Genomic DNA, 18,208 nt, shown 5'->3' with positions numbered 1-18,208 from the left:
CCTTCACGCGGTTCCCCCGGCTCGCCGGCCCACGGCCGCCTCGTCGAATTCGGGCTCGTCGAATTCACCCGAGGAGTCCTCCGGCGCCTCGACGATGGCCACCGTTGCCGTGTTCGCCGATACGCCGGTCACCGTCTCCGGCTCCTCCGGCATGAACTCCTGCACCGCCGGCGCTTCGGGAGCCTTTTCACCAGGCCGCGTTGGTACTTCCGGTGCCTCCGACTTCAGCAGTCGCGCGACGGCCCGGGGCAGGGCGGCGGTCTCGATGGTGAGCGGAACGCCCGCGATGCGCACGATGCCGCCGCGCTCCGTGCGCAGCAGCCGCGCCTGCCCGCGGGCGCCGCCGATGGCCAGGACCCGGGCGCCGACCGGCTGTTCGGGCGGCTCGGGGCAGACGACGAAGGCCGCGCCGGCGGTCGGTTCGGTGCCGGGGAAGCGCGGGTGCACGCCCGCCGTGACCTGGACCGCGCCGGGCTCCAGGACCAGGCCGAGCTGCGCGGCGATCGCCTGGATCAGGGCGCGGGTGGTGCGCGGGTCGCCGGCGCCGGCGGTCAGGCGGGGGCCGGTGTGCAGGTCGAGGTACACGACGAGGTCTTTCGCGGTCATGCCCAGGGCGACGGGCAGCTGGCCGCCGTCCACGGGCTCGGGCAGGTCGGCGCGCTCGGCCCACCACAGCCGCGGGTCGTGCTCGTCGGCCGCGAACGGCTCCGGGGGAGTGCCCGGGTCGCGCCCGGCGAGCAGGACGGCCGTGGACGTGGGCCCGACGAGCACCGCGTACGGCCGGCCCGGCCCGGTGTTCGCGGCCCGCAGCGCCCGGTCGGCGTCGGCGCGGGTGGCCGGGTCGGCGAGGGCGCGCGTGAGGCGGCGCAGGCTCAGGCGGTACCGGAGCCAAAGCCGAAAGGGGCGGACGAACGCGGCGCCGGTCAGTCGGATCTCGCGGCCGGCCCGCCGGAGAACGACCTTCCAGCCGCCGGCCCGGCGCACGGCCCGGGTGGCCAGGACCAGCGCGAGCACGAACAGCCCCAGCCCGCCGATGAGCAGGCTGATCGGACCCCGGTTCCGGGAGAAGAAGTCGATCACGCGGCCTGCTCCAGCGCGGCCCGCAGGGCGCGGACGGCGTGGTGGGTGCGGCTCTTCACGGTGCCCGGCGGGATGCCCAGCCCGGCGGCGACGTCCTCGCCGGCCCGGCCGAGCAGGTGGACGTGCACGAGGATCTCGCGCTGGGCGGCGGGCAGGCGGCGCAGCCCGTCGGTGAGCACCACCCGGTCGCAGACGGTGTCGGCCAGATTGCCGTGGTCGGGCCGGTCCGCGCCGAGCTCCGGGGCCAGGCCGGCCGGCACCGCGCGCCGCTTGCGCCAGGCGTCGATGACCAGGTTGCGGGCGGTGCGGAACAGCCACATCCGGATCGGGCGGGCGTCGCGGTCCAGGCGGTCCGCGTCCTGCCAGGCCCGCAGCAGCGTCTCCTGGACGATGTCCTCGACGTGGTGCGGGTCGGTGGTGACCAGCGACGTGACGTACCGGTGCAGGGCGGGCTGCTCCCGCAACAGTGCGTGGCCGAGACAGGGACGCTCGACGGTGCTCAAACGTGGTTCCTTCCGCGCGGTGCTGACTGGAATGTCATCGGTTGCCGGATATCAACAGGTGAACGCGGCGTGACCTGTCGGCCACCCACGACCGACAAGTCATCGCCGTCGATGCCCGGCGGGGCCGGTTTCCGCAAATATATTCAAATCGGACAAATGCCGATTAGAGTGCACTGGTGATCACCGCCGAGACCGTGCACGACCTGGACCGTGAGCTCATCCGGATCACCGTCGAGGGGCGGCTGACCCTGGCCGAGAAGCTGGACCTGCGCGTCTGGATCGGCAAGGCCCTCGTCGCCTGCCCGCGCGCGGTGATCGTCGACCTCACCGCCTTCGACGACCCGACCGGCACCGCGGCCTCGATGTTCCAGGCGGCGGCCGACAGCGCCCGCGAGTACTACGGCGTGCTGCTGCTCTGGGTGACCCCGGCCGCCGGCCCGCTGCGCATCCAGCTCGACGTGCCGTTCTGGCGGCGCAAGCTGCACCTGTTCGAGGATCTGGCCCGGGCCGAGGTCGCCGCCCAGGCCGGCCCGCCGCCGCCGGAGCGGTTCCGGCTGGTGCTGGAGCCCGACGGGCTGGCCCCGAGCCGTGCCGCGCTGCTCGCCCAGGACGCCTGCACCATGTGGTGCGTGCCCGAGGTGACCGCGGCCGCCCGCCGGATCGCCTTCGAGCTCGTGCACAACGCGGCCGTGCACGCCGGGACCGCGATCACGGTCACCGCCAGCCTCCGCGGCAGCTACCTGCACCTCGGCGTGCGCGACGGGCGGCCCGACGCCCCGGCCCGGCTGCTGCCGTTGCGGCGCACCGACCCGGTGCTGGCCGACCCGCGCGGCGACGGGCTGCACGTCGTGGACCGCAACGCCACCGCCTGGGGCTGCGCCGCCGACGGGCACGGCAAGACGGTGTGGGCCGTGATCCGGCTGCCCGGCTCGGTCGCGCCCTAGGCGTTGTTGAGTCTGGCCATGGCCTGCACCCGGTCGGCCGGGCGGTCCTCGTCGTGGCTGCGCCGGGCCGCGTAGGTGGCGACGAGGACGTGCAGCGCGAACCGGCCGCCGGGGCGGCACTGGATCAGGTGCTCGTCGGCCAGGCAGGCCAGGTGCGCCTCGGCACCCGCCCCCAGCAGTGCGGCCGCGTCACCGGCGCCGAGGTCCGGGCCGGGGTGCAGGGCCAAGCGGCGCAGGAGGAGCTGGGCTCGGGGCGGCAGCTTGCGGTACGACTGCAGGAACACGCTCTCGAGGCCCTCGTCGAGATCCAGGCGCCCGCGGCCCTCGTCGAGCCGGTCGGCGTGGTCGGTGACCGTCCAACCCGGCCGGGCCGCGATGTCGCCCGCCGCCCGGTCCAGCGCCAGGGGCAGGCCGCCGCAGTGGTGGGCCACCCGACGGTACGCCGACGGGTCCGGACCGACCGGCACGCCGGGCACCCTGGCCCGCAGGAACCGCTCGCCGTCCGCCGCCTCCAGCGGCCCGACCTCGACCGCGGGCCCGCCGAGCCGCCGGCTGGAGGTGATGATGGTCCGGGCGCCGGGGAACGCGTCCAGCAGCGGCCGGACCTGCTCGGCCGAGGCCGCGTTGTCCAGCACCAGCAACGCCCGGCCGGTGATCGCCAGCCGCAGCAGCGCGTCGAGGACCTGGCCCGGCTGCGCCGCCGGCAGCGCCGGGTCGGGGTGGAAGCCGCGCAGATCCGCGTACGCGGTCGCGTCGAACCGTCCCGCCGCCGCTTCGCGGTGCGCGGCCCGCACCGCCAGGGCGGTCTTGCCGGCCCCGGGCATGCCGGTCAGCACCGTAACCGGCCCGTCGATGCGGGCCAGCTCGGCCGTCCGCCCGACGAACGTGGCGAGGTCCGCCGGCAGCCGGTCGGCCACCCGGACCTGGGCCGCGGTCTCGGTGCCGACCCGCCCGTCGCGCAGCGCCTCCCGCCACCGGGCCAGGTACTCGGGATAGTCGTGCAGCGCCTGCACCACCGCGACCATGAGATCGGCGTTGATCCGCCGCCGGCCGGGCTTGAAGCAGTCCACGACGGTGCTGCGCCGCGCCAGCTCGTCCGCCCGCCGCCCGGCCGCCCGCCACCGCTGGTTGATCCGCCGCGTGATCGTCTCGAACGACGGGTCCCCGGCCCACACCTTCAGGCCGCGCAGGCAGCCGACCAGTTCGTCGAGGCCACGCGCCCGCGCGGGGTCGGGCGGCGCCAGCGCCATCGGAGACCCCCGTTTCGCTCGTGCGGGCATCCTACGGCTTCGAAGCGCTTGGTTGGTTCCGCCGCCGAGTCCACCGTGGGAAGTCCACACGATTCCGTACGGACAACCGGGCTCCAACCCATAGCGGCATCGAAACCCGTGCCCGTATTTTCTGGGGCGTAGCCAGGCACCGCGGCCGCTCACCCCCCGGGCGGCCGCGGGTTTTCACTGTCGTAGTAGCGGTACAGCAGGTACGCCGCGACCGCGCTCAGCACGTGCCAGACGGCGTGGCCCTGCAGCAGCGAGTGCGGGTCGCACAGCCAGGTCTGGGTCGCGTTCCACACCCCGAACGCGACGAGCATCGCGCCGATCGAGGCGTAGGCGAATCGCGGCCGGCCGCGGGTATCCCCACGGCGGATGATCGCCACCTCCAGGGCCGCCGCGGCGATGAGCAGCAGCCCGAAGGCGACGTTGCCGGCGTACATGACGACCGGGATCGGCTCGTGCCACAACCCGGCCAGCTCGCAGCCGGCGACCCCGGCCGCGAACGTCACGCCCATCGTCGCCCACCCCGCCCGCCGCCACCGCATCACCGCGTAGGCGAACGCGAACGCTGCGATCAGGTACATGCTGAGCACGTCGAGGTCGCCGCCGGCCGCGCTCTGGGTGGCGTGCATGGCCGCACTGCCGGGCCCCAGGAGTACAACAATGCAGGCCATTGCGGTTTTGATCGGCTTGCTGCCCCGGCCGGCCGCGATGAGCAGCCCCGCCACCACGAACCCCAGGTTGCTGAACGTGTTCGCCGGCTGTCGCACCAGCCCGGCCCGCGCCGCCTCGCAGAACGTGTTCCCGCGCCCGACGTCCGGCCCGAGCCAGCCCCGGGCGATCGCGAGCGTCAGGAGCCCGCACGAGACGACCGCCGTCAGCGCGGCGGCGATGATCGGGCGGCGATCGTTGCGAACGTTCATCGAGTGCCGATTATGCGGTGCACTACGCTGTGCGCGTGTCCACTGAGCGGATCGACACCTCGGTAGCCCATCCCGCCCGCCGGTACAACTACTGGCTGGGCGGCAAGGACCACTTCGCGGCCGACCGGGCCTCGGGTGACGCGATCGCGGCGGCCTGGCCGAGCGCGCCGGTCGCGGCCCGGGAAAACCGGCGGTTCCTGCAGCGCGCGGTGCGCTACCTCGCCGGCGAGGTCGGCATCCGGCAGTTCCTCGACATCGGCACCGGCCTGCCGACCGCCGACAACACCCACGAGGTCGCGCAGGCCATCGCGCCGCAGACCCGCGTCGTGTACGTCGACAACGACCCGATGGTCATGGTGCACGCCCGGGCCCTGCTGACCAGCGCGCCGGAGGGCCGCACCGCCTACCTGGAGGCCGACCTGCGCGACCCCGGCCGCATCCTGGCCCACCCGGAGGTCCGCTCGACCCTGGACTTCAGCGAGCCGATCGGACTCATGCTCGTCGCGGTCCTGCACTTCATCCACGGCGAGGGCGCCGGCCTGCCGATCGTGCGCGAACTGCTGGCCGCGCTGCCGCCGGGCAGCTACCTGGTGGCCAGCAACGCGACCAAGGACCCGTCGCCGCCGGAGGTCGCCGCTCTCTACGACCGGATGCTCGCGGCCGGCCAGACCGACATCTGGCCCCGGGACCGGGCCGAGTTCAGCGCCCTGTTCGAGGGCCTCGAACTCGTCGACCCCGGCGTGGTGCTGGTCAACGACTGGCGCTCCGAGGACGAGCCGCCGCCCCGCCCGACCGGCGCCGAGGTCGCCGTCTACGGGGCCGTGGGCAAGCTCGGCTGATTGGGGGCGGCCCGATCGGGGCATTCGGGGGTGATGACTCGCCCCGCCCCGCTGATCCGCCCGCCCGAACTGCGCGTCGAAGGCGAGCGGTCCGCGTCGCGGCTCGAGCTGTTCTTCGACCTGGCGTACCTGCTCGTCATGGCCGAACTCGCCACCGACCTGGCCAAGGACCTGACCTGGGCGGGCGCGGCCAGGTTCACCGGGCTGTTCGTGGTCACGTGGTGGTCGTGGGTCACCGTCACGCTGTACGCGAACCGCTTCGACACCAACGACGTCATCTACCGCCTGGCCAAGCTCGCCGGCACCGCCGCGGTCATCGGCATGGCGGCCGGCATCGGCGACGCGGCCGTGTTCGCCGGCTGCTACCTCGCCACCCGGGTCCTGCTGTTCCTTCTCTATCTGCGCGCGTGGCGGCACGTCGTCGACGCCCGCGCCACGATCCGCATCTACCTGGCCGGCATCGCCGCGGGCGCGGCCCTCTGGGCGGTGTCGCTGGCCGTCGACGGTACCGCCCGCTACGTCCTGTGGGCCGCCGGCATCCTCGCCGAGGCCGCCGCCCCGATCCTCGCCACCCGCTTCGGCGGCGGCGTGCCCCTGCACGTCGACCACCTGCCCGAGCGCTTCGGCCTGTTCGTGATGCTCGTCCTCGGCGAGTCCATCATGTCCATCGCCACCGGCATCCACGAGACCGAATGGCGGGCCGCTCCGGTCGCCGCGGCCGGCATCGCCTTCGTCGCCGTCTCCGCCGCCTGGTGGAACTACTTCGACCTGGGCGGCGCGGCCGGCAAACGCAAACTCGAGGACGAGGGCGACGACCAGGAGAGCTGGGTCCCCGACGCCTACATCTACGGCCACCTGCCGCTCACCCTGGGCCTGGCGATCTTCGCGGTCGGCGTCGAGCAGTACATCGTCCACCCCGCCGACGAACTCCCCGACGCGGCCCGCTGGGCCCTGCACGGCGGCATGGCCCTCTTCCTGGCCGGCACCGCCGCCGTCGTCGCCGGCACCTCCGGCCACTGGCGCGCCGCCTGGCCCTGGCCGAGCCTGGCCGTCCCCGCCGTCCTCGTCATCGCCGTGGCCGACGACGTGGTCGACGCCGTGCCCACCCCGCTCGCCGTGGCCCTCACCGGTTTGATCGTCGTGCTGACGGTCCTGGCCGGCGTGTGGCGCCAGCGCCGGGGCCGCCTGCAGACCGCCGAAACCTGATCATCTGCTCTTCAGGCACAGGAATCGGTCGTACCCGGTGTGCTGCCGCCCGGTCGCGCCGGCCGGACACCCCTTGGCGTCGTCGGCGAACCCGGCGAGCGGCACCACGTTCACGGCCCGCCCGCACTGGTCCTTCACGGCCGGCGTGTACTGGTTGGCGGGCAGGCTGACGCAGTCGCCGGGCTTGGCGATGAGCGCCTTGTCGTCGCCCTGCCCGAGGCAGATCGTGCCGCCCTGCCTGTCGGGGTAGCTCAGCCGGCTGATCGTCCCGTCCGGGCACCCCTGCTTGTCGGCGGCGCGGGCGAGGACCTTGCCGAAGTACCCGCCGGCGCACGGCACCTCGGGGATCTGGTCGTTGAGCGGCCGGGCCGAGTTGCTGCTGCCGACGTACACGCAGTCCCCGGCGACGAGCCCGCCCCCGCCACCACCCGGGTCGCCGGGGTGCGGGTCCTTGACGTTGCGGGTGCAGTACACCTGGCCCCCGGCCGCCGCCTTCTCCTGCACCGCGAGGTCGGTGTCGGCCGGGCAACCGTCATCGCCCTTGCTCGTCCCGGCCGCGCCCATCGCCGTGATCTTCGCGAGCGCCTTGGGGTCGTCGCAGCCGATCGGGCTGTACTGCTTCGACTGCTCGATGGCCCGCTTGATCTCCGGCGTCAGCGGACTGGGCGTGGGGCGGGTCCAGGTGTTCTTGGAGACGTAGATGCAGGACCCGACATTCCACCCGACGGCCGCCGCGGGCTTGCTCTCTTCCCCGGTGTCGCTGGTGCCGCTCGACCGCCCGACGAGCCACACCACTCCGCCGGCGACGGCGAGCAGCACGATGGCGGCAATGACCCCGACGACGACGAACAGCCCCTTCCTCCGCTCGCCCGGCACTGCTGGGCTCACCCCGTACGGCGGCTGGAACGGCTGCTGCTGCTGCTGCTGATACGGCGGCTGCTGATTGAACGGCGGCTGCTGCTGGTATGGCGGTTGCTGCTGGTACGGCGGTTGCTGCTGGTACGGCGGTTGCTGCTGGTACGGCGGTTGCTGCTGGTACGGCGGCTGCTGCTGGTACGGCGGCTGCTGCTGGTACGGCTGCTGGTGCGGTGATTGCTGCTGATTCGGCGGCGGCGGCGGTTCCTGCTGATTCGGCGGCGGTGGTTGCTGCTGATTCGGCGGCAGCTGTTGCTGATTGAGCGGCGGCGGCTGCTGGTATGGCGGCCGGTTCTGCGCCCACGGATCGGTGCCCGGCATGGATCCGGTGGCGGGAAACTGCCCGGTGCCGGGAACGTGCCCCGTCGGATCCCGCCCGGCCCACGGATCGATGGGCTCCTGCTGCGGCTGATTCGGCTGCATGGTCGTGTCCTCCCCGATGGTCACGATTCGCATTCACCGTAATGGATCGCGCACGGTCACCACCCGACTACGCCAGCCGGGTGCGACGACCGAAACCAGCAGCCCGGCCGCAACGACGACAAGCAGCACCGCCCACCGGTCATGCACCCTCGCCCAGGTGGCCGCCGCAGACGTGGCCGGAACGAACATCGCCGGTCGCACCGGCACCACCGCAACGGCGAGCGCTGCCGCGAGCGAAACGGGCGCGGCAACCGGCCCACCCACACCGCGGTCCATCCACCGGCCCACCGCTGCCGCGGCGAACAGGGCCAGGACCCCGATCGTCGCAACCTCCAACGTCACCCCGCCCACCGGCAGCTGCGGGTCCCGGGTGATCGCCACCGCCACAGCCCACCACGCCGCGAAGGTCACCGCCCCCGCCATCGCCCGGATCGCGGTCGGCAGCCACCCCGGAACCGGCACCACCACCGTCGTCGGCCTGGCCGGGTCGTCGAACACGAACGCGAGCCCGACCGCCGCACACACCGCCGCCAGCCGCATGAGGTTCGCGTGGTCGTCGGGGCCCAGGTCGACCCCGAGCACCACCGGCACGGCAACGACCAGCAACCCGGCCCCGGCCGCACCGAGCAGCGGCCCGTACCGCATGGCCCGCACGGTCGGCCGGACCAGAGCGACGGCAGCGGTCAGGTGGCCCATGTCGTCCGCTCCTCGGCCGGTGGCGCCGTCGGGACCGGGACGCCGAGCGCCGGCCCGCGGCGCATGGCTCGCATGGTCGGCCGGATCAGGGCGACGACGGCGGTCACGTGGCGCATGTCATCCGCTCCTCGGCCGGTGGCGCCGCCGGGACCGGGACACCGAGCAGCTCACCGAACCGCTCCAGGGGTGTGTCGGGCGCCGTCAGTTCCGCCCAATGCTCGCGGACCAGGACCGTCGTCGCGTCGCTCGGGCGGTTCAGCAGGGTCAGGGCGGGCGCCGCGTCCCGGTCGGGCACGGCGATCGAGGTCAGCAGGCTCTCATCGGACAGGGTCACCGCGCCCCACGAGGAGTCGTCCGCGGCCCGCAGCCCGCGGCCGGTCGCCGGAGTGGCCTGGCCGACCAACCAGATCAACAGTGCACCACGGGCACCACAGATCGGCCGCTGCGTCGCCAGTGCCGTTCCGGTCATCACGCGGTAGGCCACCGCCCCGGCGAAGGTGGCCGCCGCCCGGTCCGGTCCCCAGCCCGCCCCGATCGTGACCGCCCCGGGGAATCCGGCCGCGGCGTCGGCGTCCTGCCAGGCGGCGACGCGCTCCTCATCGGCGTCCGCGCTGCTGGTGAACGACCCGGTGGCGTCGGGCCGCCCGACGAGCCAGACCCGCTGCCGCACGACCAGCGCCGGCCCGGCGACGGCGGGGGCGGGACGGGTCGCACCGGCGACGACCGCGGCCCAGGAGGGGATCCAGGCCTCGAACTCGCCGAGGGCACAGTACCGGGCGTCGCCGACCTGCCGGCAGATTTCGGCCGGCGCCGGGTCCCGGGTCACCTCGGCCCGCAGCCGCTGCACGCCCGGATCGGCGCGGAACTGCACCACTCCCGCGACGACAGTCACCACCACGGCCACGGCGAGCGGCACCAGCACGCGCCGGGCCCCGGACCGCACCAGAGCGAGCAGCGCGACAACGGCGACGAGCCCGGCCACGTACACCAGGTGCCGCCCCGACGCCCGATCCACGAGCGCCGCCGGCAGCGGATAGGCCCGGTCCAGCGGCGTGATGGGCGTCAACCCCAGCAGCCACGGACGTCCCAGCGCCCCGGCGGCCAGCGCGGCGAACATCGACACCACGATGAGCATCAGCACGAGCGGCGCCGCCACCGCCGACCGCGCCAGCCGTCCCAGCAGCACCCCGACCGCCCCGAACAGCATCACCGCCACCGGCGTGGTCAGCACCTCGAACGGATCGGGCCGCCCCACGGCCCCGGGCTGCAACGCGAGGATCCCGAGCCGCACGCCGACCAGCAGCGTCACTCCCATCGCATACGGCCCCAACGCCAGCAGCACCGCCCCCACCCGCCACGCCGGCGGCAGGACGAGCGTCCCATCGAACTCCTCGGTACGGTGCCGATGCCCCCGCATCACCGCCAGGTTCGCCGTCATGAGCGCCCCGCTGCCCAGCGCGAACACGCCGACCAACTGCAGATCGACCGCGGCGTCGGACAACACCGGAAACCCGTCGGCGCTGCCGCTCACGAGCCCGTACACCCACGGCGCCAGAAACAGCACGACCGCCACGATCGTGAGCGGATGCCGCACCAGCCGCACCGCTTCGGCCCGCGCGAGCGCGACCATCGCCCGCCCATGCCCACGCCCAGCCCGCGCCGCGGCCGCAGCAGGCACGGGCGCGGCGATCAGCAGGTCAGCCACGGCCCGCTCCCTGGTCGCCGCGAGCCGAGCGTCCCGCAATATGCATGCTGTCGTCGCCGGCAACATTGACGAGCGTGGCCGTGGCTGGAGCTGCCGCGACGGTGGGTGGGCCAGCCACGGCTCGCGTCCTGGTCGCGGCCGGGTCTGGAGCTGATCCGACGGTGGGTAGGTCAGCCACGGCCATTACCGTCCGTGGGGGCGTCGACGAGCATCAGATAGCCGTCCTCGATGGTCGGCGCGAGGAGTTCGGCGCCCGGTGGTGGGTCGCCGACGTGGCGGAACAGGCCGGTGCCGGTGCGCCATGAGGCCAGGGCGGCCGGTTCGCGCGACGCGCTCGTCCATACCCGGCCCTCCGCGAGGGCGGCGAGGCCGGTCGGCGGGCCGGTGAAGCGGACGCGGCCGCGGTCGATGACGATCACGTCGCGGCACAGGGACATGACGTCCTCGGTCTGGTGGGTGGAGAGCAGCACGACGCGGTGTTCGCCCAGGTCGGCGAACAGCTCGCGGAACCGCATCCGCTGCTGCGGGTCGAGCCCGACGGTGGGCTCGTCGAGGATCAGCAGTTCCGGGTCGCCGACCAGGGCGGCGGCGAGGGCGACGCGCTGGCGCATGCCGCCGGACAGGGTGCGGATGCGGGCGCGGCGGTGCTGGTCGAGGCCGACCGCGGCCAGGACGCGGCGGACCTCGTTGTGGCTGCCGGCGGTCGGTGAGTTCCTTGAGGATCGCCACGTAGTCGACGAACTCGAAGGCGGTGAAGGCCAGGTGGAAGCCGGGGTCCTGCGGCAGGTACCCGAGGCGGCGCCGCACGCTCAGCCGCCCCGGCGCGCTCAGCGGGTCGTGGCCAAGCACCGACAGTTCGCCGGCGTCGGGTGTGACCGCGGTGGCGAGGATGCGCAGCAGGCTGGTCTTGCCGGCGCCGTTCGGGCCGAGCAGGCCGGTCACGCCCGTCGCCAGGCCGATCGTGACGTCGTCGAGGGCGACGGTCCGCCCGTACCGCAGCCGCAGTCCAGTGGCCCGCACGGCGACGTCGGCGCCGGTGCTCGTGGTCATGGGGCTCTCCTCGTCAGGCGCGGTGCGGTGTCAGCCGGGGCGGATCGAGGGCCGCAGCCGCCAGCCGGCCGCACGGTGGTGTGAGTGCCGGTGCTCGTGGTCATCGGGGTCTCCTCGTGAGGGTGCGGCGCGGGAACAGCCGGGACGGGTCGAAGGTCCGGGCGCGGTGGGCGAGGGCAACGCCCGCCACGGCGGCCGCGGCGGCGCTGGTCAGCTGGCCGGCCGGGGTGAACGGGGCGGAGACCGTGGCCGCGACGAGCACGGCCCAGCCGCAGCCGACCGCGATCGCCGCCGGGATCATGCCCAGCCGGGTGGCGAGCAGCAGGGCGAGGACGGTCAGGGCCAGGGACGGCAGGAACCAGCCGGCCGCGGCGAGGCTCAGGTCGGGCAGGGTCAGGCAGGCCGCGGTGCACAGGACGGTGTTCACGGCGACGACCGCGGCGACCCGCAGGAGCAGCAGCCGCAGGGCGCCGATCGGGGCGACCAGGCCCAGCTCGTACGTCGGGTCGATGCCCGGGCCGAACGAGGCCGCCACGCTCACCAGCGGCAGCAGCGGGGCGGCGGCCAGGAACAGCAGTGGTGCGGCGGCCCAGGCGAACAGGACGGTCAGGGTCAGGGTGAGGGCGATCGCCGCCAGCCACGACATCCGCAGCGCCGGGGTCGCGGCGAGCAGCCGGGCGGTCGCCTCGGGCACGCCGGCTCGCCGCAGCACCCGCTCGACCGGACCGGGCACGGGCGCGTCGAGGGCGGCATCGAGCGCGGCCCAGCCGTCGTCGAGCAGCGCCGGGCCGGTCGCCGCAGTGAGCCGGTCGCGGCAGCCGGGGCAGGCCAGTAGATGCGACTCGACGGACCACAGCAGCGGCGGCGCGCACCGGCCGTCGGCGTAGTGGTGCAGGTCGTCGTCGGGCAGGTGCCACGCGCCGGTCGCGGAGAAGGAGGTCATGTCAGCTCCAGGCGAGATTGGCGGCGGGTTCCGACCGAGCCGTGCGGACTGCCGAGCTCCGCGGGGAAACAGGTCATGTCAGCTCCTGGCGTAGTTGGCGGCGGGCGCGCAGGGCGCGGGACTTGACGGTGCCGGGCGGGATGCCGAGCAGGGCCGCAGCCTCGGCGGTGGTCAGGCCGTCCAGGACGGTGGCCTGCATGACGGCGCGCAGCTCCGGGGAGAGGCGGGCCAGCGCGCCGGCCAGGTCGCCGTGTTCGACGCCGGCCAGGACCTGTTCCTCGGCTGAGGGTTCGTCGCGGCCGCGCAGTCTGGCCAGGAGGCGGGTGAGGCGCTGCCGGGCGCCGTGGCCGCGCATTGCGTCGACGAGGCGGCGGGCGCCGATGCGCCAGAGCCAGCCGGCTACGTCGACGTCGTCGCGGTATCGGGCGGCGCCTCGCCACACGTCCAGGAAGGTTTCCTGGACGACATCGTCGACTACGGCGGGGTCGGGACATCGGTAGCGCAGGCGCATCGTGAGCCACACGCCGTGGCGCCGGTAGAAGGCCTCGAACGCCCCGCGGTCCCCGCCAGCGATCAGCAGGAGCAGGTCCCGGTCCTCCGTCACGTTCTCCCTCACACCCCCTCATCGGATCGACCGCCCGTTTCGGTTCACGCCCGACGAAAAAACTTACCGAGTGTCCGATCCGGACCACGCCCGACGAAGAAGTGCCGAGTGCCCGACCCGGTCCACGCCCAGACAGGGAAATCCACGCCCGGAGAGAGGAATCCACGCCCGGAGGGAGGAGGTGCCGAGTGCTCGATCGGTTCGCGCCAGGAGAAAAATCGTTGCCGCGCTCAGCCGCGCCCGCGTGGCGTCGATGACCACGGCATGACCGGATGGCTCAGGAGGCTCGCGCGCGCCCTGCCCAGCGGCCGACCCCTGCCGGCCCGTGAGTGGAACCTGCGGCACCGGGCGATTCTGTGGATTCTCGGGCTGCACATCGCCGGTCTGTTCGTCTTCGCGCTGGTCCGCGGGCACGGGGTGGGCGGGGCCACGCTGGCGGTCATTCCGCTCGGCGTCGCGTTCGCCGCCGCCGCGCAGCGGGTGTTCTCGCGCAATGTGCGCGCCGGGGCGGCCACGCTGGGGCTGATGGGCAGCTCGGCGGTGCTCGTCCAGCTCGGCGACGGCGTGATCGAGATGCACTTCCACTTCTTCGTCATGCTCTTCGTCATCACCTTCTACCAGCAGTGGCGGGCGTTCCTGATCGCGGCCGGGTTCGTGCTGGCCGAGCACGCGGTGGTCGGGGTGCTGGCGCCGCAGCTGGTGTACGACCACTCCGCGGCCCAGCACCACCCGGTGCAGTGGGCGCTGGTGCACACCCTGTTCATCGCCGGCGCGGCGGTCGCGGCCATCGTGAACTGGAGCTTCGCCGACCGGGCGCAGAACGCGGAGCGGCGCATCGCGGCCCGCCTGGAGTACGAGGCCGAGCGCGACCCGTTGACCGGCGTGTACAACCGGCGCGAGTTCGACCGGCGGTTGGACGCGGCTGATGACGGTACACATGCGATCGTGTTCTTGGATCTTGATCGGTTCAAGATTGTCAACGACAGCTGCGGGCACGCGGCCGGGGACACGCTGTTGTGCCAGGTCACCGACCTCATGCGGGACACGCTGCGGGCCGGGGACGTGCTGGCCCGGGTCGGCGGCGACGAGTTCGTGATCCTGCTGCACGGCAGCACCGCCGAGCAGGCCGCGGTTGTCGCCGAGCGGCTGCGCCGGGTGGTGGGCCAGCACCGGTTCCCGTATCAGGGCCGGGACTTCTCCGTCGGGCTCAGCGCGGGCGTCGCGGCGGTCCACGAGGGCGACGACCGGCAGGCCGTCATGCGGGCCGCCGACGCCGCCTGCTACGCGGCCAAGCATCACGGGCGCAACCGGGTGCACGTGGTCTCGGCCGGCGACAAGGACCTGGCCCGGCAGGGCGGCCAGGCACACTGGGCCGAGCGGCTCATGAACGCCATGAACCAGAACACCCTCGTCTTGTACTACCAGCCGATCGTCCCCACCGCAACTCCGACCGGCGCCCGGTTCGGCGAGCTGCTCGTGCGGATGCGCGGCGACGACGGCGGGCTCATCGGGCCGGGCGTGTTCCTGCCCGCGGCCGAACGGTACAACCTCGTCACCGCCATCGACCGCTGGGTCATCGGCGCCGCGCTGGAGCGGCTCGCCGAGCGGTACCGGGGCGCGGATCCGGGCGACGAGGTCTTCTCGATCAACCTGTCCGGCAGCTCGTTGGGCGACGCGAGCCTGCTGCAGTACATCCGCGACGAACTCGAGGAGCACGGGGTCCCGCCGCGCGCGATCTGCTTCGAGGTCACCGAGACGGTGGCGGTGGGCGATGTCGACCGGGCGGTCGCGTTCATCCGCGAGTTGCGGGCGCTGGGCTGCCAGTTCGCGCTGGACGACTTCGGCAGCGGGCTGTCGGGCTTCACGTACCTCAAGCAGTTCCCGGCCGACCTGGTGAAGATCGACGGCTCGTTCGTGCGGGGCATCGTGCGCGATCCGCTGGACCGGGCCGTGGTCGAGTCGGTGCACCGGATCAGCCACGAGATGGGGCTGCGCACGATCGCCGAGTTCGTCGAGGACGCCGAGATCCTCGAAGCCCTGCGCGCGATCGGGGTCGACTACGCGCAGGGCTACGGCACCGGCGTTCCCGTCCCGTTCGACGGGTGGCTGGCCGAGCACGCACTGGACGTACCGGCGGCGGCGTTTTAACTGTCGAACCCGAAGCCGATCCGGTCCATCGCGCGCAGCCACAGGTTGCGCCGGCCGCCGTGGGTGGCTGGCTGAGCACGCATTGGACGTACCGGCGGCGGCGTTTTAACTGTCGAACCCGAAGCCGATCCGGTCCATCGCGCGCAGCCACAGGTTGCGCCGGCCGCCGTGGGTGGCTGGCTGAGCACGCATTGGACGTACCGGCGGCGGCGTTTTAACTGTCGAACCCGAAGCCGATTCGGTCCATCGTGCGCAGCCACAGGTTGCGCCGGCCGCCGTTCGCGTCGGCGCTGATCATGGCCTGGCGGGTCAGCTGCACGCCGGCCCAGCGCACCGGTTCGGGCGGGAACGGCAGCGGCCGTTCGCGGACCATCCGGGTGCGGGTGCGTGCGGTGTCGGCCCCGGCCAGGAGGTCGAGCATCACCTCGGCGCCGAAGCGGGTGGCGCCGACGCCGAGGCCGGTGAACCCCGCCGCGTACGCGACCCGCCCGCCGTGCCCGGTGCCGAAGAACGCCGAGAAACGGGTGCACGTGTCGATCGCCCCGCCCCAGGCGTGCGTGAACCGCAGACCGTCCAGCTGCGGAAACGCGAGGAAAAATTGTTCCGCGAGTTTTCCGTACGTTGCCGGGCGGTGCTCGTAGGATTTCCGGACCTTGCCGCCGAAGTGGTACACCGCGTCGTAGCCGCCCCACAGGATCCGGTGGTCGCGGGTGAGCCGGAAATAGTGGAACTGGTTGCCGCAGTCGGACATGCCCTGCCGGTTGCGCCAGCCGATCGACTCCCGCTGTGCGGGCGTGAGCGGCTCGGTGACCAGCGCATAGTCGTACACCGGGACCACGTAGGCGCGGGTGCGGCGCAGCAACGACGGAAACACGTTCGTGCCCAAAGCAACTTTCCCGGCAACCAGTTTTCCGGCGCTGCTGGATTTTCCGCCGATTTTTCCGCCGAGTTTTCCGGGTTTTCCGCCGCCGAGGTGCAGAGCACCGCCGGTGTGCAGAGCGCCGCCGGTGTGCAGCGCGGCGCCGCCGTGCAGGGCGCCGACGGCGTGCGCGGCGCCGACGGCGTGCGCGGCGCCGCTGGCGTGCGGGGCGACTTCGGTGTGCAGGGCGACGCCGGCGCCTTCGCGGACCAGGCGGGTGACCCGGCTGCCCTCGAACACGCGCACGCCGAGCCGCTCACACGCCGCCGCGAGACCCCAGGCCAGGCGCGCCGGGTGCAGCAGCGCGGTCCCGTCGCGATCCCACATCCCGGCCAGGAACCGCGGCGAGTCGATCTCCCCGCGCAGCGCGTCGGCGTCAAGGAAGTCCACGTCGGCCCCCAGCCGCCGCGCCGCCGCGGCATGCGCGCGCAACTGCTGCACATGGTGCGGTTCGGTGGCCACGTCGAGCTCGCCGGTCCGCTCGAAGTCACAATCGATCTCGTACCGCCTGAGCGTCGCCTCGATCGCCGCCAGGTTCTCGGCCCCGAGCCGCTCCAGTTCGCCCAGCTCATCGGGCCAGCGCCGCAGCCCGTTGCCCAGGCCGTGGGTGAGGCTGGCCGCGCAGAACCCGCCGTTGCGCCCGGAGGCGGCGTGCCCGATCCGGTCGCCCTCGACGAGCACGACGTCCAGGCCCGGGTCGCGCTCCTTGGCGATGAGGGCGGTCCACAGCCCGCTGTACCCGCCGCCGACGACGGCCAGGTCACAGGTCAGCTCGCCGGTGAGTGCCGGGCGGGCGGCGGGCCGGCCCGGGTCCTCCAGCCAGTACGGCGTGAAGGTGACATCGGCGAGCGAGGCTATGGACATGCGCCTAATCATCACCGTTGTCAACGGCGTAGTCAACGGCGTTGACAACAGCGTTGAGCGTGAGGTTCCCGACAGGGCCCTACGATTGGGGGCGACCGCCGGATTGGGACAGGAGCCCTGATTGCGAACTCGCGCCGCGCTGACGCCCGAGCTGATCATCGACACCGCGAGCCGCCTGGCGGCCACCGCCGGCGCCGACGCACTCACCGTCCGCCGCCTGGGCAAAGAGCTCGGCGCCGACCCGACCGCGATCTACCGCCACTTCCGCGACAAGGACGAGATCATCCTCGAGGTCGCGGACCGCCTCGTCGCCGCCACCGTCGAGGCCCTGCCGCCCGGCCTGCCGTGGCGCGCCCGCCTGGAATGGCTCGCGAGGCAGACGGTGCGCACGTTCGTCGCGCACCCGGCGATCGCCCCGATCGTGGCCCTGCGCACCACCCGCCGCCCCGGCGAGTTCCGCACCGTCGAAGCGGTCCTCGGCGCCCTGCGCGAGGCGGGCCTGACCGAGCAGCAGGCCGCGTTCCAGCACCTCGTCTACTCGGAAACCGTTTTCTCGTACGCCGCGATGTGCAGCGCCTACGCCGCCCTCGACGAGTCGAGCCGCCAGGGCGACGAGGCCGCCTGGTCGCACGAGTACCGCTCGCTGCCGGCCCAGCGCTACCCGAACATCGCCGCATCAGCCCGGTACCTGGCCGGCATCGACGACGACATGGTCCTGGAGGGCATCGTCGAGGCGCTGCTGGACCGCGTCCAGATCCTCGCCGCCGCGAATGGATGAGCTCCTCGGCATGATCGCCGCCGAGCGCCGGGGGATCGCCGACCTGGTCGCGTCACTGACCCCTTCCCAACTCGCAACATGCGCCGGCCCCTGGACCTCCCGCACGCGCTGCAGCCCGACCGCCTCCTGACATCGCTGCACTTCCTGATGTCGGAGGCGGGCGCCGGGCTCCGTCCCGAAACGCGGCCGGATCGAGGGGCTCCGCTTCGAGACCACGGACCTGGACCGGACTTTCGGCGACGGCCCGGTCGTCCGCAGCCCGGCCGAGGCCGTGATGCTCGCGATCTGCGGCCGCCCCGCCGCCCCGCCGCCCCGCCGCCCTGCCCGACCTGGCCGGCGACGGCGTTGCGTTGCTAGCAGCGCGGATCGCAGCCTGAGCGGCACGGATCGCAGC

17 protein-coding genes and 1 pseudogene are annotated in these 18,208 nt (G+C 73.4%); 5 read left to right on the top strand and 13 right to left on the bottom strand.

Features of this window, described 5'->3' with window-relative positions; genetic code table 11:
* Window positions 1-3: 3 nt before the first annotated feature.
* Both ACQP00_RS28645 and ACQP00_RS28640 read right to left on the bottom strand, forming a co-directional pair.
* Entirely contained in the window at window positions 4-1,080 is a 1,077-nt protein-coding gene (locus tag ACQP00_RS28645) for a hypothetical protein (protein WP_433200367.1), read from the bottom strand.
* On the bottom strand, window positions 1,077-1,583 hold the full coding sequence (locus ACQP00_RS28640; RefSeq protein ID WP_433200364.1) for a sigma-70 family RNA polymerase sigma factor: 507 nt from the start codon (window positions 1,581-1,583) through the stop codon (window positions 1,077-1,079). The genes ACQP00_RS28645 and ACQP00_RS28640 overlap by 4 nt, the downstream gene beginning before the upstream one ends.
* Before the next feature lie 176 nt (window positions 1,584-1,759).
* On the opposite strand from ACQP00_RS28640, the gene ACQP00_RS28635 reads away from it, so the two are divergent.
* Entirely contained in the window at window positions 1,760-2,527 is a 768-nt protein-coding gene (locus ACQP00_RS28635; RefSeq protein ID WP_433200361.1) for an ATP-binding protein, read from the top strand.
* On the opposite strand, the gene ACQP00_RS28630 is transcribed toward ACQP00_RS28635, so the two are convergent.
* Both ACQP00_RS28630 and ACQP00_RS28625 read right to left on the bottom strand, forming a co-directional pair.
* On the bottom strand, window positions 2,524-3,777 hold the full coding sequence (locus ACQP00_RS28630; RefSeq protein WP_433200358.1) for a hypothetical protein: 1,254 nt from the start codon (window positions 3,775-3,777) through the stop codon (window positions 2,524-2,526). The genes ACQP00_RS28635 and ACQP00_RS28630 overlap by 4 nt on opposite strands.
* A 179-nt stretch (window positions 3,778-3,956) precedes the next feature.
* Complete coding sequence (locus tag ACQP00_RS28625; protein WP_433200355.1) at window positions 3,957-4,724, bottom strand: ceramidase domain-containing protein; 768 nt, start codon at window positions 4,722-4,724, stop codon at window positions 3,957-3,959.
* A gap of 35 nt (window positions 4,725-4,759) precedes the next feature.
* Here ACQP00_RS28625 and ACQP00_RS28620 point away from each other — a divergent pair, with 35 nt between their 5' ends.
* Window positions 4,760-5,563: an SAM-dependent methyltransferase gene (locus ACQP00_RS28620; protein WP_433200352.1), complete on the top strand. Its 804-nt coding sequence runs from the start codon at window positions 4,760-4,762 to the stop codon at window positions 5,561-5,563.
* Between the two features lie 33 nt (window positions 5,564-5,596).
* A complete protein-coding gene (locus ACQP00_RS28615) occupies window positions 5,597-6,769 on the top strand; it encodes a low temperature requirement protein A (protein WP_433224024.1) in 1,173 nt (390 codons plus the stop codon).
* Here the strand turns inward: ACQP00_RS28615 and ACQP00_RS28610 are convergent, their stop codons facing one another.
* The 8 genes and pseudogenes from ACQP00_RS28610 to ACQP00_RS28575 form a co-directional block, all read right to left on the bottom strand.
* Window positions 6,770-8,140: a hypothetical protein gene (locus ACQP00_RS28610; protein WP_433200349.1), complete on the bottom strand. Its 1,371-nt coding sequence runs from the start codon at window positions 8,138-8,140 to the stop codon at window positions 6,770-6,772.
* A complete protein-coding gene (locus tag ACQP00_RS28605; protein ID WP_433200346.1) occupies window positions 8,141-8,803 on the bottom strand; it encodes a hypothetical protein in 663 nt (220 codons plus the stop codon).
* Complete coding sequence (locus ACQP00_RS28600; RefSeq protein ID WP_433200343.1) at window positions 8,791-8,919, bottom strand: hypothetical protein; 129 nt, start codon at window positions 8,917-8,919, stop codon at window positions 8,791-8,793. The genes ACQP00_RS28605 and ACQP00_RS28600 overlap by 13 nt, the downstream gene beginning before the upstream one ends.
* Window positions 8,907-10,508, bottom strand: a complete 1,602-nt coding sequence (locus tag ACQP00_RS28595) for a hypothetical protein (RefSeq protein ID WP_433200340.1) — start codon at window positions 10,506-10,508, stop codon at window positions 8,907-8,909. Before ACQP00_RS28595 ends, ACQP00_RS28600 begins: the two co-directional genes overlap by 13 nt.
* 170 nt (window positions 10,509-10,678) lie before the next feature.
* Window positions 10,679-11,179, bottom strand: coding sequence for an ATP-binding cassette domain-containing protein (locus ACQP00_RS28590; RefSeq protein WP_433224022.1), 501 nt, complete (start codon window positions 11,177-11,179; stop codon window positions 10,679-10,681).
* Window positions 11,180-11,306: 127 nt separating this feature from the next.
* Window positions 11,307-11,558: pseudogene (locus tag ACQP00_RS28585) on the bottom strand (ATP-binding cassette domain-containing protein); the annotation flags it as partial.
* 100 nt (window positions 11,559-11,658) lie between these two features.
* Window positions 11,659-12,501, bottom strand: coding sequence for a zf-HC2 domain-containing protein (locus tag ACQP00_RS28580; protein WP_433200337.1), 843 nt, complete (start codon window positions 12,499-12,501; stop codon window positions 11,659-11,661).
* 73 nt (window positions 12,502-12,574) lie between these two features.
* Complete coding sequence (locus ACQP00_RS28575) at window positions 12,575-13,117, bottom strand: RNA polymerase sigma factor (protein WP_433200334.1); 543 nt, start codon at window positions 13,115-13,117, stop codon at window positions 12,575-12,577.
* 252 nt (window positions 13,118-13,369) lie between these two features.
* Between ACQP00_RS28575 and ACQP00_RS28570 the strand changes: the two genes are divergently transcribed.
* Window positions 13,370-15,253 (top strand): putative bifunctional diguanylate cyclase/phosphodiesterase, encoded by a 1,884-nt coding sequence (locus ACQP00_RS28570; protein ID WP_433200331.1) that lies wholly within the window; start codon window positions 13,370-13,372, stop codon window positions 15,251-15,253.
* A 214-nt stretch (window positions 15,254-15,467) separates the two neighbouring features.
* Here the strand turns inward: ACQP00_RS28570 and ACQP00_RS28565 are convergent, their stop codons facing one another.
* Window positions 15,468-17,036 (bottom strand): NAD(P)/FAD-dependent oxidoreductase, encoded by a 1,569-nt coding sequence (locus ACQP00_RS28565; RefSeq protein WP_433200328.1) that lies wholly within the window; start codon window positions 17,034-17,036, stop codon window positions 15,468-15,470.
* 121 nt (window positions 17,037-17,157) lie between these two features.
* On the opposite strand from ACQP00_RS28565, the gene ACQP00_RS28560 reads away from it, so the two are divergent.
* Window positions 17,158-17,814: a TetR/AcrR family transcriptional regulator gene (locus ACQP00_RS28560; RefSeq protein ID WP_433200325.1), complete on the top strand. Its 657-nt coding sequence runs from the start codon at window positions 17,158-17,160 to the stop codon at window positions 17,812-17,814.
* Window positions 17,815-18,208: the final 394 nt, after the last annotated feature.

Origin of the sequence: Dactylosporangium sp. CS-047395 (assembly GCF_050942185.1) — a bacterium.
Lineage (GTDB): Bacteria > Actinomycetota > Actinomycetes > Mycobacteriales > Micromonosporaceae > Dactylosporangium.
The sequence above is the reverse complement of the archived record's forward strand: the minus strand, read 5'-3'. Positions and strand labels throughout refer to the sequence as shown.

What these genes read in the sequence shown, in the direction of transcription:
- ACQP00_RS28630 (WP_433200358.1), bottom strand. Translation starts at nt 3,777, where the DNA reads ATGGCGCTGGCGCCGCCCGACCCCGCGCGGGCGCGTGGCCTCGACGAA.
- ACQP00_RS28625 (WP_433200355.1), bottom strand. Translation starts at nt 4,724, where the DNA reads ATGAACGTTCGCAACGATCGCCGCCCGATCATCGCCGCCGCGCTGACG.
- ACQP00_RS28615 (WP_433224024.1), top strand. Translation starts at nt 5,597, where the DNA reads ATGACTCGCCCCGCCCCGCTGATCCGCCCGCCCGAACTGCGCGTCGAA.
- ACQP00_RS28610 (WP_433200349.1), bottom strand. Translation starts at nt 8,140, where the DNA reads ATGCGAATCGTGACCATCGGGGAGGACACGACCATGCAGCCGAATCAG.
- ACQP00_RS28605 (WP_433200346.1), bottom strand. Translation starts at nt 8,803, where the DNA reads ATGGGCCACCTGACCGCTGCCGTCGCTCTGGTCCGGCCGACCGTGCGG.
- ACQP00_RS28600 (WP_433200343.1), bottom strand. Translation starts at nt 8,919, where the DNA reads ATGCGCCACGTGACCGCCGTCGTCGCCCTGATCCGGCCGACCATGCGA.
- ACQP00_RS28580 (WP_433200337.1), bottom strand. Translation starts at nt 12,501, where the DNA reads ATGACCTCCTTCTCCGCGACCGGCGCGTGGCACCTGCCCGACGACGAC.
- ACQP00_RS28570 (WP_433200331.1), top strand. Translation starts at nt 13,370, where the DNA reads ATGACCGGATGGCTCAGGAGGCTCGCGCGCGCCCTGCCCAGCGGCCGA.
- ACQP00_RS28565 (WP_433200328.1), bottom strand. Translation starts at nt 17,036, where the DNA reads ATGTCCATAGCCTCGCTCGCCGATGTCACCTTCACGCCGTACTGGCTG.